Annotated in this window: 9 protein-coding genes; 7 read left to right on the plus strand and 2 right to left on the minus strand. The window is 42.5% G+C overall.

The features are described from left to right. Positions 1-71: 71 nt before the first annotated feature. Positions 72-884 (minus strand): undecaprenyl-diphosphate phosphatase, encoded by an 813-nt coding sequence (locus NTX86_02390; protein ID MCX5922151.1) that lies wholly within the window; start codon positions 882-884, stop codon positions 72-74. Positions 885-1,227: 343 nt separating this feature from the next. Here NTX86_02390 and NTX86_02395 point away from each other — a divergent pair, with 343 nt between their 5' ends. Then, the gene (locus tag NTX86_02395) at positions 1,228-3,144 is read left to right on the plus strand and encodes a hypothetical protein (protein MCX5922152.1); all 1,917 of its coding nucleotides are present in this window, start codon (positions 1,228-1,230) and stop codon (positions 3,142-3,144) included. Between the two features lie 170 nt (positions 3,145-3,314). On the opposite strand, the gene NTX86_02400 is transcribed toward NTX86_02395, so the two are convergent. Continuing rightward, positions 3,315-4,736 (minus strand): hypothetical protein, encoded by a 1,422-nt coding sequence (locus NTX86_02400; protein MCX5922153.1) that lies wholly within the window; start codon positions 4,734-4,736, stop codon positions 3,315-3,317. 119 nt (positions 4,737-4,855) lie between these two features. Between NTX86_02400 and NTX86_02405 the strand changes: the two genes are divergently transcribed. The 6 genes from NTX86_02405 to NTX86_02430 all read left to right on the plus strand — a co-directional run bounded on the left by NTX86_02405 (position 4,856) and on the right by NTX86_02430 (position 16,778). Further along, complete coding sequence (locus NTX86_02405) at positions 4,856-6,340, plus strand: delta-60 repeat domain-containing protein (GenBank protein MCX5922154.1); 1,485 nt, start codon at positions 4,856-4,858, stop codon at positions 6,338-6,340. A gap of 164 nt (positions 6,341-6,504) precedes the next feature. Then, the gene (locus NTX86_02410) at positions 6,505-8,454 is read left to right on the plus strand and encodes a hypothetical protein (protein ID MCX5922155.1); all 1,950 of its coding nucleotides are present in this window, start codon (positions 6,505-6,507) and stop codon (positions 8,452-8,454) included. A 105-nt stretch (positions 8,455-8,559) separates the two neighbouring features. Continuing rightward, entirely contained in the window at positions 8,560-10,488 is a 1,929-nt protein-coding gene (locus NTX86_02415) for a hypothetical protein (protein MCX5922156.1), read from the plus strand. Positions 10,489-10,579: 91 nt separating this feature from the next. Beyond that, positions 10,580-12,649 (plus strand): hypothetical protein, encoded by a 2,070-nt coding sequence (locus NTX86_02420; protein ID MCX5922157.1) that lies wholly within the window; start codon positions 10,580-10,582, stop codon positions 12,647-12,649. 13 nt (positions 12,650-12,662) lie between these two features. Then, entirely contained in the window at positions 12,663-14,681 is a 2,019-nt protein-coding gene (locus tag NTX86_02425) for a hypothetical protein (protein MCX5922158.1), read from the plus strand. A 102-nt stretch (positions 14,682-14,783) separates the two neighbouring features. After that, positions 14,784-16,778, plus strand: a complete 1,995-nt coding sequence (locus tag NTX86_02430) for a hypothetical protein (protein MCX5922159.1) — start codon at positions 14,784-14,786, stop codon at positions 16,776-16,778. Positions 16,779-16,796: the final 18 nt, after the last annotated feature.

The following is a 16,796-nucleotide window of genomic DNA, read 5'->3' on the forward strand; positions in this document are numbered from 1 at the left end:
TTCTCATACTTTAATGTTGAGTGTAGATAATGCGCATGAAGTGATGCAAGAATTTGCAGGATATGGAGAAATCAAATCATCAATGAGATAAGAATCGGCACCAGCATATACAAGCCAAACCACCACATTGTGTGTGCATCAGCACGTCTTGCAACACAGCGTAACGCATAAAAAGAAACAACGCCCGCACTCGCCATAACCAGCAGAGTAATAGGTTGCAGCAAAGGTGATTGAACACCAGAAATCATGATTACACTAGCACTATGCAAAAATGCAACAGTAATGAGTGGCCAGACCACCAACCATGATAATTCAAAAGATTTATGAGAAGGAAACCCAAGCCAACGAGCGCACACGTAGGTTGTTGCAAAGCGAGAAATTCCCGGCAACAAAGCGCATCCTTGCACAAAACCAAGCAGACAGGCATGCGCAACATTAAAAGAAGGCTTTCTACGCCTTGACACAAAACGCAACGAAAGCAATGCTAACGCGGTTACTATAAAACCAACACTCAATGGAATGGCAATAGAATACGCACGTATCAAAAAATAACATGCGGCCGTAATACAATCAGCAACAAACGTGAGGCCAATAATGTTGAGTATAATGCGCCAACATCTACGCACATGCAACAACAAGAATGACCATCGTGAAAAAAAGAACCATGCAACAACAAATACTGTAACCCCATGCACAAAATGGTCCACCAGCGCAACACGTACCCACCCAATGCCATGAGTATATGAAACAACATCATGATAATGATCAATAACATAACCATATTGTTGCGCAATGCGTTCAACCAAATAACAATGGCCCGAACTACTAATGGGAAAACTTTCCAACAAAATTTGTACAATCAACCAACAGTAAAAATACAGCATTCAACAGCACTTTCTAACGTATGAAAACATCACAACAATCACTCACAGATGAATCGCCGTACATTTTTCTTTACTTTTTTTTAGATGAGTGAGTATAATGCATTTTATCAAATACGTCGATGTGAAACAATTACTATAAATGCATGATTTTTAGACATGATTGGTAATGATATTCTCAACGAATATGCTTATATTTGAAAGAATATAAGAAAAATAAAAAACGAAAGGAGGCACCTGGTAATAAAGCAAACCCCTCTTAGCGCACATCCGTAGCAGAAACACCAACCGTAGAGTCGGCTCTACGAAAATCTCAGTAAGTATGTACAATTTAAGGAGTTCCCTTATGAATCAAATGCTAAAAAAACTTTTTAGCGCGGCAGTGTTATTAAGCACGCCTGCATTTTGCTCACAACCGGCTAATACGCCTTGTGCAGTAGCCCCCCAATTACTTTTTCGTTCACAAGCAGTTGATGCTGCACGCGAATTAGCAGGATGGGCACATCACGTTAATTTATTCGATCAAGACAAAATCTACGGCAGCCTATCTGCAACAGTTGAATACTCTCAATCATTCAGATCGAGCCGTATAGCTGAGTGCTTATTTGGAACCAATTCATGCAACAACGATTGCGGCGCAACCATAAAAGTATCTGGTAGCGACGTTGCAGAAAGAGGCGCGAATGATTGGTTGGCAGATTACTTCTACTTGCCAACTGATTTCCAAAGCACCTTGCATTTCAGCCCAAAAATCCAAAACGTGGTAGCAGATTTGAATTTCTACCTAGGTTTAGATGAATGGGCTTGCGGATTATTCTTCCGTATGCATGCGCCAATCAACTGGACAAAGTGGTGCTTAAACTACTGTGAAACAGTAACCGATGCAGGCGTAGCTGATTATCAAGAAGGTTACTTCACTGTTTCAGTAGACCCTCGTAGTAATTTACTAAACAACTTCTCAGAATTTGCAGCGGGTAAAGCTCCTGCAGTATTCAATGATACCGATGCTTCATCAACCGGCACTGCTGATGTTACCTTCGATGGTCTTTGCTATGCGAAGTTCGACAGATGCTGTCGCACCAAGACACGCCTCGCTGATCTATCATGGATCCTTGGTTATAACTTTGTGAATGATGAAGATTACCACCTTGGCGTTGGCATCAAAGTTGCTGCTCCAACAGGTAACCGTCCAAGCGCAACACATCTTTTTGATGCTGTATCTGGTAACGGCCACCACTGGGAACTTGGCGCTCACATAACCAGTCACGCAATGTTATGGAGATGCGAAGATGAAGATTCAAGCTTAGGCTTCTATCTTGATGCAAACATCACCCACTTGTTCAACGATAACCAAACAAGAACATTCGATCTTAAAGGCAAACCTTTAAGTCGTTATATGCTCGCTGCTAAACACACAGCTCCTGCTGTTGGTTTATTCACCGACGCTGCCGCTACAACTCTAGCTGCAACTCAATTTGCTAGAGAATTCAGCCCTGTTGCTAACTTAACAACACGCGATGTGTCTGTAAGCATTGGCGTACAAGGCGATGTAGCTGCTCAATTGACCTACGCTAACCGCGGATGGAATGTTGACCTTGGTTACAACTTCTGGGGCCGTAGCTGCGAGAAGTTCTCAAGAAAAGATTGCAGCAGCGATTGCAGATCATCATGCAGCAGCAGCAGCGATTGCAAAACAGCATGCGCAGCAACATTTGCTGAAAACACCTGGGCACTTAAAGGTGAAGCTCATGTATTCGGATTCCATCTAAACCCTGCTGGTGATGCAGATGCATTAACCGTCAGCGATAGCAATGCAACTATAAATTCCGGAACTGTTACAAGCTCTGCAAATTTAGAAGTTAACCATGCAGCTAACGGCTACAATGGCGCTAATTCACTATTAGATGCTCAAATATCCGTTCCTACCGAATTCATCACAGAATGCGATCTAGATTTAGTTGGTACACGCGGCATTTCAAACAAAGTTTATGGCCACTTGAGCTATAACTGGCTTGATTGCGAAGATTGGGCTCCTTATGTCGGCATCGGCGGATTCGGCGAATTCGGCAGCAACAGCGGCTCATGCAACACAGGTTGCAGCTCAAGCTCTGATTGCAACACAGGCTGCAGCTCAAGCTCAAGCTCTGATTGCAAGACGACTTGCGCAAGCAGCAGCTCTGACTGCAACACAAGTTCAAATTGCCACAAATGTGCATTGTCACAATGGGGAGTTTGGATCAAAGCTGGTGTTTCATTTAACTAATCCGTCTTCGCTTATCCGGGCCTCCAGGCTCGGCAAGCTACGGTCGGACAGGTCCACCATACAGATAGCGTAATTACATAATAACAATGTGGTTAAGCAAACAAACTAAGTACTAAAAAGGCCCGGGAGTAAAACCCCGGGCCTTTTTAAATGAACAATAATAGATAGGACTAAAAGTACAAATCAACATTAAACCATAGCGTAACATTATCAGGCGTATTAAAGAACTCGCCATGCTCATACATAATATTAAGACCAACAAGCGTAGGATAACGTCGCACCGCAAATTCACAGGCCATAGAAGCATATAAAGAATTTGATAATGATGCCCTCTGAGCACCAGAAACAACGTCCAGATTCCTAATGCTCACCGGCTGAAAGGTCAAATCGCTGGTCATTTGATTAATACCCGGCTGTAACCCCTGGCAAATATTTGCCGTACTTGCGCTTTGCGGATCTTCCAGAACAATCCCTTTCAAGTCCGCTATGCCAACATTCGGTAATTCTTTGCAACAAAATGAAAGATTCTCAGCACCACGGTACCACAAGTCGTAGCCTACTTCAAAATGCAATGACCGATGGCGTATATGTGTTGCAAGATACAAATCAAATGAGCTGCCTGGGGTAACCCGTGTTTTGAGCGTTAAATCATTAATAAGTGGATGCACTGCATATTTATCCGATTCAGAAACAGCCAACATATAGCGCGACCACTGGCCATTGCTCTTTAAATCAAAGGACCGCCACTCTTTGGCAGCACATGCGTAACGATACTTTGCTTCTGCCAGTAACGACAATGCATTACAATCATTTTCTTTAATGCGCCAATTAAGAGCAGTACCACACCCAAGTTGCACATGCTTTGAGCCAACTAATGGTTCAAACAAATAGCGAGCTTTTGATCCCCTGCCGGTTGGCATACCAACCAATCCATACAGATCCCAATAGAGGTGGTAATCTTTATATGCGTTATAGAGCACCTTGAGTTGTATGTCATCAAAACCAGATTTTTTCTGTGCACCATCAATTTTGCCAAATAAACGCTCACTATTTGCAAACGACTCAGTGACCGTACGGTAACCCACACACATGCCTAAATTACCATTGGTTTGCTCACAAAGATGCATATCATGACGTACAGACATCACTGCTGTAGTGACAGCCAGATGAACATTACAGCGAAATGGAATGGCGCAATACAATACGGCACCATATGCTTGTCTTCTTGGGCTAAACGACAAGAGAGAATTATAAAAATTACTGTCCGAAGATATAACATTGAACCATAACGAACTTATGTTGCCCGCACCATTTTCTTGCACAACAAGTGGGTTGTCACGATTAATAGTAAAATACTGACTTAATGTTGATCCGACACTTTGTGTATAAAACGGCTTTACGGAAATTTTAAAATCACCAATATCACTGAGTGTTTCATCAAGGGTGTATGCATTTTCTAAAATAGGATTATACGATAATTGACGAGGAACAAATATTGAAGAAGAAAGAAAACAGCTATTGCATTTACCACTACTTGTGCTGTATAAACTTACCATGAGAAGGGATAGTATGATGTTAAATATTTTTTTCACGGAATTCCTTGTTTTAAAATATCATTATCAGCCTATCTTATACTACGTACCACACCATAACGTTAAAACATTAGGATTGATTTTGTAAAGATCTTGAAAAAAAACTAGGGAGGATTGTAATGTATAAAAAAATTTTTATAGCACTGATGATGACACTATGTAGTCCAACTACACAAATTTTCACTGCTGATTCTGGCACACTGGATGTCACCTTTAATCCTACGGGTATTAGGCCCGGTACCGTATCAACCAACATTGACAATACCTTACTCGACAATTTTGGACAATCGGTAGTGGTGCAGAATGATGGCAAAATAGTGGTAGCAGGGTTCACCTCTATCGGAGGCATATTTAGATTTGCCGTAGCACGATTTAACACCGATGGCTCACTTGACACCACCTTTAATACCGCTGGACCTCAGCCGGGCACGGTGTCAACCACCATCAATAACAATGTAGTCGAAAATAGTTTTGGACAGTCAGTAGCATTACAAAGCGATGGCAAAATAGTGGTAGCAGGATATGCCAATGTCAGTGGCGTCAGACAATTTGCCGTAGCTCGATTTAACACCAATGGTACGCTGGATGCAACTTTTAATACAACAGGAGCGCAACCAGGCACCTTAACAACCACTATAGATGGTGATAATTTTGATGCGGTCGGCCAATCGGTGACTATACAAAACGATGACAAAATAGTTGTCGCTGGATTTGCCTTTACTTCAGCGACTGTATTTGGGTATAAATTTGCTGTAGCACGCCTTAACACCGATGGCACACTCGATACAACAACATTTAATACAGCCGGACCACAGGCAGGGACCGTATCGACCACCATCGACAATCAAACCTCCAGCTTTGGTAGATCGGTAGCATTACAAAGCAATGGCAAAATAGTGGTAGCGGGAGATGGGGGAGTTAATGGATTTGCCGTAGCACGGTTCAACACCGATGGCACGCTTGATACAACAACATTCAATACCGGAGGCGTGCAACCCGGAACCGTATCAACCACTGTCGATAATGGAACCAGTAATTTGGCTCGATCGGTAGCAATACAAAGCGATGACAAAATAGTGGTAGCGGGAAGCAGCACGGTGGATGGCTCAAATAAATTCGCTGTAGCACGATTTAATACCAATGGCACACTTGATACAACAACATTCAATGCTGGAGGCGTACAACCTGGCACGGTATCAACTGGTATTGATGGTATAAGTACGAATGCTGATGGATACTCAGTAGCATTACAAAGCGATGGCAAAATAGTTGTCGCAGGAGAAGCTACTATTCTTATAACTAAATTCGCCGTAGCACAATTTAATACCAATGGTAGACTGGATGCAACTTTTAATACAGCAGGCCCCCAACCTGGTACCACATCCACCAGAATTGATAATAGCATCACTAATTTTGGTCAAGCAGTAGCGCTACAAATCGATGGCAAAATAGTTATCGCAGGATATATGTCTACTAACAGTATCTTTAAATTTGGTGTTGCACGATTCAATGGAGATCAACCTGTCCCACCTGCTCCCATAGTAACTCCCTGCGTCCTCAAACTCATACTAAAATATAGACCACGATTAGTTGTTGAATCGTAAGGTAAATAAGGATCGTCTATACCAAACTTACTAAAAAGATTCCGGAGCTTTCCCAACCTTTTTAATAGCGCGCACTAATCCTAGACGATGAGATTAAAAAATAGTAGGTTGTCCTGAAATAATGATTACGGCAAAAATGCCTATTCTCAAAAAGGAAGCCTAGTATGAAGTACAGCATAACACTATTTTTTAGTTTTCTTGCACTACTCAGTGCATCTGCCTGGTGCGGAACAACGCCCGTATTACCCTACTACAACATCCGCTCACAAGCAGTTGACCTCGCCCGTGAACTTGCAGGAGACATGCACGAAATAAATTTATTTGGCATCAAACAACTCTACTGCCGTTTTTCAGCCGCAATACAGTACTCCCGCTCATTTGATTCACAAGTAATTGCTCGATCGCTATTTGGTGATGACGCAGATACGCAAACAACCAATAATGGCGCAAAAATAACAATATCTGGATCTCGCACCATCAATAGAGATCCCTCTGACTGGCTCGCTGATTATTTTTACTTACCCACCGATTTTTCAAGCACCTTACATTTTAAACCTGAAATTCAAAATGTAATAGGCGATCTCAGCTTCTACCTCAACATGGATGAATGGATTGACGGATTCTTTTTCAAAGCTCATGCACCCATCACCTGGACAAAATGGGATTTAAATTTTAAAGAAAAAAAGGTGACTCATGGTGTCAATGCCTATGACCAAGGCTATTTTACCGCATCAGCAATGCCCAACGACTTATTACTCAATAATTTCTCTGAGTATGCATCAGGCCAAGCGCCGGCGACATTCTATGACCCCACCTTCACCGGCACTGATGTGACTTTTAATGGTCTTTTTTATGCACAGATTGATAACTGCAGCCACAGTGCAACACGTGTGGCAGATCTCAATATAATTTTTGGTTACAATTTTATTAATAAAAAAGATTATCACCTTGGTATCGGCCTCAAAGCAGCTGCTCCAAGCGGCAATCGCCCAAACGGGCAATTGTTATTTGAGCCCATTGTTGGCAACGGCGGCCATTGGGAATTTGGCGCACATATCACCAGCCATGCTCTCATATGGCGCTCACGCAACGAAAACGCAAGCGTAGCTTTTTATTGCGATGCAAACATCACACACCTATTTAACGCGCGCCAATTCAGAACATTCGATCTAAACGACAAACCTATGAGTCGTTATATGCTTGCTGAAAAAATGGTTTCCCCATTAAAAATTGGACTCGTTGGTGGCAAAGCTGACCCTTTCCCCCCTGCACCAGTCATACAAACCTTTCCATCATTTGAACCGCCCTCACAATTTGATGTAGCATTCAGCCCTGTTGCCAACTTAACGACACAAGAACTATCAGTCAGCATCGCTGTGCAAGCTGACGTTGCCGCTCAATTGACCTATGCCAATGGCGGCTTAAATGTAGATTTGGGTTATGATTTTTGGACCCGTAGTCGCGAGAAATTTTCCGCTGAAGAATGCCCACCATGCCAAAAAATTTTTTATATTCAAGGACTACCAAAACTTGCTCCTACTTTTGTTGAAAATGGATGGGCGCTCAAAGGAGATGCCCATGTACTTGGCTTTGAAAGAAACCACGCCGTTACTCTTTCTGCAACAGAAAGCCTAGCAACCATTAATGCAGGCACATCATTACCCGCCACCGGCGTCCTCAATCCTACTGATGCACAACTGGCAAACCCAAACATAGATAACGCACAACCCGCTTGGTCTCATTTTGGCAATGCTCCTGTAGAGTTCTTTCAAATTCGTCCACAAGGCAAAAGAAAATTATTCAACTCGACCGCTTTTGTCGCACAAACAGAAACTTCTATAGAGCCCATACTCATTCAAGAACAAGATTTCAACCATGTAACCAGACCGAGTAGCTCACATAAAATATACGCCAACGTAAGTTATAATTGGCCTCATTATAACCACTGGACGACATATATTGGCATTGGCGGATTTGGTGAATTTGGCAAGAACGACCTGCCATGCAAAATTGATTGCAAAAAATGTTGTGCAACAAGCTTTGAAGAAAATTCCCTCTATTGTTCATTGTCACAGTGGAGTGCTTGGATTAAATTTGGTATTTCGTTTAACTAACATTTTCTCAAGCCTTTTTTTATATCGTAATAATACTGGACTAGAATCCTAAAAAAATAGTAGGTTATTCCTCAAATCATGTTTCTTGAAAAAAGGAAGCTCAGTATGAGAGACACAATGAAAATTTTTAGTATACTCGTAGCATTAAGCACGCCAGTGTTGTGCTCAAAACTAGCAGTGGCACCTTATTATAGCATTCGCTCACAAGGCACCGATATTGCACGAGATTTAGCAGGACAAACGCCCTACATTCATCTCTTTAATCAAGAAAATAATTATAGCGTATTATCGATAACCGCTGAATATACCCGCTCATTCAATGCAAAAGCAATTGCACAATCACTTTTTGGAGCTGATGCACATACTGACACTGCCTGTAAAGGTGCACAGATCGTGGTATCCGGAACGCGTACTGCACATAGAGGCAACAACGATTGGCTCGCTGATTATTTTTATCTGCCCACTGATTTTAAAAGTATTTTGAACTTTGAGCCGCGCATTGAAAACGTTATTGCTGATTTGAGTCTGTATGTAGGCTTTGACAAATGGTTGCCAGGATTATTTTTTGAGATGCATGCACCCATAAATTGGACCCGCTGGAATTTAAATTTTCACGAAGAAATAATCAACGAAGGTGTTAATGCATATAGCGACGGCTACTTTACCGCTAGCGCAATGCCGCGCAACGACTTACTCAATAATTTTGCTGAATTCGCACGCGGAAAATCACCAAACCAATTCATTGATGTTAATCATCCACGCTTTGCAATACCACTGATAACATTCAATGGATTTCAAAACAACGTAAGCCCTAGTTATGACATTACCTTCGATGGGCTTTGTAATGCAAAATTTGACACTCATGCCATGACACGAACGAGCTTGGCTACTCTAGCATTAATCCTTGGATACGATGTTGTTAATCGTGAAAATTACTACGTTGGTTTAGGCGTCAAATGTGCTGCCCCTACGGGTAATCATCCGACAGGAGAACTATTATTTGAACCTATTTCTGGCAATGGTGGCCACTGGGAAATTGGCGCACGTGTTGCCAGTCATGCGCTTCTATTCAAATCATGCAGTGAAGAATCACATTTAGATTTTTATTGTTTTGCTGATATAACCCACTTGCTTAAATCTCATCAATCAAGAATTTTTGACCTAAAAAATAAACCGTTGAGCCGCTATATGCTTGCTGAAAAAATGGGTCCGCCATTTTATACGTTCTTTGATGACAACAATGAACTCCTGTTAAATATGCCAGGATTTCAAAACGAATATAGCCCCATTGCCAATTTAACAAAACAAGAAATGCTTGTAAGTATTACTGTCCAAGCAGATATTGCAGCACAATTGACCTATACGCGTCATGGGTTCAATTGGGATATAGGTTACAATTTTTGGACCCGTAGCTGTGAAAGTTTTTATTTAAAAAATAACGATTGCGAGCCACTACTTCCTTCGTGCGGTACGGTGTGTGAACCAGCATGTTCTGCAACGTTTAAAGAAAATAGCTGGGCGATTAAAGGTGATGCACAGGTTTTTGGCTTTACTCGTTCTAGCAATGCCTCTCCCATTAATGAAATAGCTATTCCTCTTTCATCAACTGAAAGCGTAGCAACGATTAATGCCGGCACCAACATCCCGGCAACAGGATTAACAGATCCTACAGCAGCACAATTAACAAATCCAAACGTGGACAACGCAGAACTCGTGCCATTTATTTTTTTATTTAGTACGACCGGTTACCCACCACAATCCTCTTCCGATAGAGAATCGGCAAGAATTAATAGCTCCAATCCTCCAATACTCATCAAAGAAACTGACTTTAACCGCATTGGCACACGAAGCACCTCGCATAAGATCTATACGAACATAACCTATAATTGGCAACCCTGTGGCCACTTTGCTCCTTATATGGGCTTTGGCGGATTTGGTGAGTTTGGTAGCAACAATACATGCACGGCACATTGCCTAAAATGCAGCCTCTCACAATGGGGTGCTTGGATTAAATTTGGCATCTCATTTAATTAACCCGTCTACGCCTATGGCTACGTCGGGCAGGTCAGTCTTCGGCAGGACAGGCAGGCTCGGCAAGCTACGGCAGACAAGAAGGAAGTAGAGAATGAAGACTATGAGATTAATTTTTTTACCGAGCATACTGCTATTCAGTGCAGCGCTCAACACAGATGCATGGTGCACTCCGCCTGGCGTAATTCCCTATTATAGCATTCGCTCACAAGCGGTTGATGCCGCACGTGACTTGGTAGACCAAACGTATCATGGCAATCTGTTCTGTAGCGATAGCTTCTACGGCAGTCTATCGGCAACGACACAATACACACGCTCATTTAATCCAAAAGCGATTGCTCAATCTTTATTTGGCAATGATTTGCGGTGCGGAAACGATTGTGCCGCTGGAACAATAGAGGTATCCGGATCTCGCACGGCTGATAGAGGCCCCCACGATTGGTTAGCAGATTATTTTTATTTGCCCACCGACTTTAAAAGCACCTTACAGTTCACACCTCGCATTGAGAATGTGGTGATTGATCTGCATTTTTATTGTGGCCTAGATGCATGGGCTAATGGATTATTTTTTAGTATGCACGCACCCATAACCAGAACCCGCTGGGACCTTAATTTTAATGAAACCAATATAATCACTGGTACCAATAATCATGATGAAGGATATTTCACCGTCGCACCATTCCCTCGAGCAAACCTCCTTAATAACTTCAGCGAATTTGCATGCGGAAAAGCACCTGCATATTTTGTTGATACCGTAGATTTCCACACTCCAAACGTTTCTGTACGTCAAGAACCAAAAGATATCACTTTTGATGGTCTGTCCTATGCGAAGTTTGACTGCCAAGCACGCACCCTAACACGTTTAGCTGCATTGACCTGTATTATTGGTTATAATTTTGTTAGTCGTGAAGATTTCCACATTGGGCTGGGATTGAGAGCTGTAGCACCTACAGGCAACGCTCCCACCGGCGCCTTATTATTTCAACCGATTGTTGGCAATGGTGGCCATTGGGAACTTGGTGCGCAACTCACGAGTCATGCACTCATGTGGCAATCAACAGATCACAATGCATCACTCGATTTTTATTGCAATGCAAACATAACCCATCTCTTTAAAGCCTCTCAAACAAGAACCTTCGATCTTAATAATAAACCATTAAGCCGCTATATGCTCGCAGAAAAAATGGGTATATTGTCCGATCAACCTAGCATAAAATATATTCCTGGAGAATCTGCTGGTGGTGGTATTCTTGCCGGACAAGTTGGCCTATTGCACAAACCCAATGCCCAATTCATCAACGAATATAGCCCTGTTGCCAACTTAACTGCACAAAATCTTTTGGTAAGCATTAACGTGCAAACTGATATTGCCGCACAACTCACCTACACTCAGGGTTACTTACAGTGGGACCTAGGCTATAATTTTTGGAGCCGTAGTTGCGAAAAATTATATCATAAAGTTTGCAAGCCCTATCCAAGCAGCTGCGACGCTCGATGCAAACCAATTGGCTTAGCAACCTTTGATGGTGACACTATAACAGGCTACACAGAACCTATTCTCACCAGAGACAAAGCTGTTGATCCTTTTATATCGCGACCAAATGCCGTAGGCCCTACGGGCAACGTATGGGCACTCAAAGGTGATGCGTACGTATTTGGCTTTGCTGATGTCTCTACTTGCAGCCCAGAAAGACCTACTTCAGTATCTCCTCTTTCGGCAACCGAAAGCAAAGCAACTATTAACAGCGGTACTAATATACCGCCCACGGGATTGGTTGAACCAAGCCCTGCTGACCTGACTAATCCCAATGTAGATGGTCCGCTATTTGCTTTTGATGAGTTCTGTTTACAACCAGTACGTCTTACAACAAATCCTAGCTCGCCGCAAACTCGTACCTCAATTCAACCTATATTAATCGATGACGCTGATTTTGATTATATACACACCCATGGATCTTCACACAAAATCTATACCAACGCAAGTTACAACGGGATTAATCATGGCAATTGGACTCCTTATAGTGGCATTGGCGGCTATGCTGAATTTGGTAACAATAATGCATGCCGCACCAGAAATTCTGCAACTCCATGCAAAAAAAGTTGCCTAACGTGTGCGTTGTCGCAATGGAGCGTTTGGATTAAATTTGGTGTTTCATTTAATTAAAAGAAAGCTTAGCATGAAACAAGTAATAAAAATTTTTTGTAGTATCCTAGCACTCCTCAGCGCAGCACAACTGGAATCAAAATTAGCTGTGACTCCTTACTATAGTATTCGCTCACAAGGCACTGATGCGGCGCGTTATTTACTCGAAGAATCTCGCCACATTAATCTAGTCAACCAAGACGGAATATATGCGAGCTTGTCTGCAACAACACAATATACGCAATCATTCAACCCAAAGGGGATTGCCCAATCGTTATTTGGTAGCGATGCGTTTGTTGGTAAAAATATTCATGGCGCACAAATAACGGTGTCTGGTACTCGTACTGCCAACAGAGGAATCAATGATTGGTTGGCTGATTATTTTTATTTACCGCCCGATTTTAAAAGCACATTGAATTTTGCCCCCGCTGTTCAAAACGTTATCGTTGACCTAGGTTTGCACGTTAACTTGGATGCCTGGGTGAATGGATTATTCTTCAGCTTGCATGCACCCATTAACTGGACCAAATGGGATTTGCATTTCAATGAAACTCTGATCACCACCGGCACCATAGATTATTATCAAGGCTATTTCACTGCCTCACCATTACCGCGCGCCAATTTGCTTAACAATTTTTCTGAATTTGCTTGTGGCAAAGCACCGCAAAAATTTGTTGATCCAGCCTACCTTGGCGATGATGTTACCTTTAATGGTCTTACTTCTGCCAAGTTTGATGGCTGCGCACACACTAAAACACGCTTGGCTGACCTGTCATTAATTGTAGGCTACAACTTCATTGATTGCGAAAATTACCACCTCGGCTTAGGTGTCAAAGCGTGCGCGCCGACGGGCAACATCCCAACCGCAGAATTATTATTTGAACCAATTTCCGGCAATGGTGGTCATTGGGAGCTTGGTGCTCAAATGACAGGCCACACCACCCTATGGCAATCACAGAACGAACAAGCTCGGTTAGAATGCTTTATTAACGCGAACGTAACCAACCTCTTCAAAACGGGACAAGCAAGAACTTTTGATCTTAAGGATAAACCGCTAAGTCGCTATATGCTTGCCGAAAAAATGGCAACACCATTGCTGTATCGAGGAAATATCATAGAAATTGTTGAATTTCTCTATCACCTTACTGGCGGCTCGTTCGATTCTGTGGGAACTGGTGAACCCGCTTCTTCAATACCTGTTTCGGCAGAATTCGCTCAAGAATTTAGTCCTGTTGCCAATTTCTCTACCCATACAGTATTCAGTTCCGGTATCCAAGGAGACATTGCTGTGCAATTAACTTATTCACACTGTAAATTGAGCTGCGACCTCGGCTATAACTTCTGGGGCCGTAACTGCGAAAAACTCTCTTATGAACCATGTCCACTCAGTTGTCAAAAAATTTGTACGCCAATCGCATCTCCTCAAGACCTTTTTACTGAACAAGTAACTCCACCAGTGTGCGTTACCGCATGCACTCCGCACTATACCGTCAATTTCCAAGAACAAGAATGGGCACTTAAAGGTGATGCTCAAGTATTTGGATTTTCTCCTGGAAGTCTATTTGCATTGGCAGGTCCGCTGGCCATTCCACTTTCTGCAACCGAAAGTAAAGCAACCATTAATGCAGGCACCAATATACCTGCAGCTGGATCGCCATCTCTCTTAGTGCCTGAAGGCTCTACTTTATTTGGAGACTTAAACAATCACGCAATAGACAACCCGTTGCAAGCCTATCTTGGCCCCCATAAAAACGCGAATCCCAGTTTACATCAATCGGATGCCAGTATCACCCCTCTTTTCACCTCAGTGCAGCCCATCACCATTAAAGCCAGTGACTTTAATTATGTGGCAACCCGGGGCATTACCCACAAAATTTATGCCAACATAAACTATAATGTATTTGAGAAAATTCGGTGGATTGGTTTTGTCAGTATTGGTGGCTTTGGAGAATTCAATAATAGTACCTGCGGAGTAGACTGCCAAACATCGTGCGTGCCGTGTGCGTTGTCACAATGGAGCGCTTGGGTGAAATTTGGTGCATCATTTGATTAAACCTGATGCAACAATTTTAAAATCCTAATAATTCTAGACTAAGAGACTAAAAAAAAGTAGGTTATTCCTCAAAGAATGTTGCTTTAAAAAAGGAAGCTCAGCATGAGATCGATAATGAAATTTTTTAGTATGCTAGTAGTAGTAAGCTCGACGACACTCTACTCAACTATTACCGTCACACCCTACTACCGTATTCGCTCACAAGCAACTGATACCGCACGTCAATTAGCGGGCACCGCTCATCAAATTAATCTATTTAATACTGAGGCATTCTATGGCAATGTATCGGTAATAGGGCTTTACTCAAAATCATTCAGTGCAAATACTATTGCATTATCTATCTTTGGAGAAGATGCATTTTTAGATGATTTATACAGAATTGAAGATAAATTATCGTTTGGTGGAAGAACCAAAGGTGGATCAATAATTATGAGCGGTACAGTAAGTGAAAGCTTTTCAAGAGTCGATGGCCAACGAGCCAGACGCCCCACCGATTGGTTAGCAGATTATTTTTACATGGGAGATAATTCCCAAAGTTACGTTACCTTTACACCGCACATTCAAAATGCTACCGTTGATTTAAACTATTATTTCGGCTCCAATAAACCCGTCTGTGGTCTCTTTGCACGAATACACGCACCAATCAATTGGACCCAATGGAGCTTGCGTCTTAATGAAATTGTCATGGAAACCTCGAGTATAAGTGCCTTTCAAGGCTACTTTACGTGCCAAGATAATGTAACGCTACCCAACTATCTTCCAAACTTCACCTCGTATGCATCAGGACAAGTGCCACTAAGTGAATCAGGTATTATTTATAATCCTTTACGTTTTGCAAAAATGAATGCGTTATGCGACCAAGCCGTAACACGTTTGGCAGATCTATCATGGATCATTGGTTATAACTTTGTTAACGATGATGATTACCACCTTGGTGCAGGCGTTATGATTGTCGCCCCAACCGGCAACCGACCAACAGGAGAATTTTTGTTTGAACCTATTTCTGGCAATGGCGGCCATTGGGAAGCCGGTGCACATTTCACCAGCCACATACATTTTTGGAAATCAGACGATGAGGTTGCACACTTCGGGTTGTATTGCGATGCAAATATCACCCACCTATTCAAAGCCCGTCAAGTAAGAACTTTTGACCTTAAAGATAAACCTTTTAGCCGCTACATGCTTGCTGCAAAGCATGGCCCACGCGTAAGAGATGGATTTCCTGGTGAATTTGTACCTCTAGGATTGACGGGCGGGTTTGCCGGTGGCCAATACGAAGGGGGCCCTGCTGCCCCTAGTGTAGACAAAATACCTTCCGTGCAATTTCAAGGAGAATACACTCCTGTGGCTAACTTAACTACCCAAGAAATAAAGGTGAGCATTCCTGTACAAGCAGATTTTTCACTGCAACTCACGTATGTCAACAATGATTTAAATTTCAATGTTGGCTATAACTTTTGGGGAACAAGTTGCGAAGAATTCCACCGATTAACTACTCCGTGCAGAGAACAATCAAACACTACATTTCAGGAACATACATGGACCCTCAAAGGTGATGCTTTTGTCTTTGGCGTCATTACAAATCCCGATACACACCTACAAGAATGTCGCGCACTCGCAGTAAGCCAAAGCAACGCAACTATTCATAGAGGCACTGGCTTTGACGTGCAAAAAATTGGCAATTTCTATGAAGGCGTAAGTATTCCACTCCTTGAAAGCATAACTAATTTTGGCATTGATAATCCGCTCTATGCATTCGCAGGCGATAGAACAGTTCCCATAGTAACGCCCAATTTCAGTGACCCTCGAGTAACAATACAGATGCGTACTTCAGTAGACCCCATTTTTATAACCGAAGATGATATTGATTATGTTGGAGTACGAGGCGTATCACACAAAATTTATGCCCACATGGGTTACGATTGGTCACATGGCAAACATTGGACGCCGTACTTTGGCATCGGTGGTTTTGGTGAATTTGGCGACAATGCTTCGCCTTGCGATCAAACCTGTCAAACTTCTGTCAAAGCTGGTTGCGCAAAATTAGCACTAACCCAATGGGGCGCGTGGGTTAAAGTTGGCGTCGCTTTTAATTAGATCATATCATGCAACCCT

Source organism: Candidatus Dependentiae bacterium (genome assembly GCA_026389015.1).
GTDB lineage: Bacteria > Babelota > Babeliae > Babelales > Vermiphilaceae > JAPLIR01.

Excerpts from the sequence above, each read along its gene's own strand:
- NTX86_02410 (MCX5922155.1), top strand. The coding sequence starts at position 6,505 with ATGAAGTACAGCATAACACTATTTTTTAGTTTTCTTGCACTACTCAGT.
- NTX86_02415 (MCX5922156.1), top strand. The coding sequence starts at position 8,560 with ATGAGAGACACAATGAAAATTTTTAGTATACTCGTAGCATTAAGCACG.
- NTX86_02420 (MCX5922157.1), top strand. The coding sequence starts at position 10,580 with ATGAAGACTATGAGATTAATTTTTTTACCGAGCATACTGCTATTCAGT.
- NTX86_02430 (MCX5922159.1), top strand. The coding sequence starts at position 14,784 with ATGAGATCGATAATGAAATTTTTTAGTATGCTAGTAGTAGTAAGCTCG.
- NTX86_02405 (MCX5922154.1), top strand. The coding sequence starts at position 4,856 with ATGTATAAAAAAATTTTTATAGCACTGATGATGACACTATGTAGTCCA.
- NTX86_02390 (MCX5922151.1), bottom strand. The coding sequence starts at position 884 with ATGCTGTATTTTTACTGTTGGTTGATTGTACAAATTTTGTTGGAAAGT.
- NTX86_02425 (MCX5922158.1), top strand. The coding sequence starts at position 12,663 with ATGAAACAAGTAATAAAAATTTTTTGTAGTATCCTAGCACTCCTCAGC.
- NTX86_02395 (MCX5922152.1), top strand. The coding sequence starts at position 1,228 with ATGAATCAAATGCTAAAAAAACTTTTTAGCGCGGCAGTGTTATTAAGC.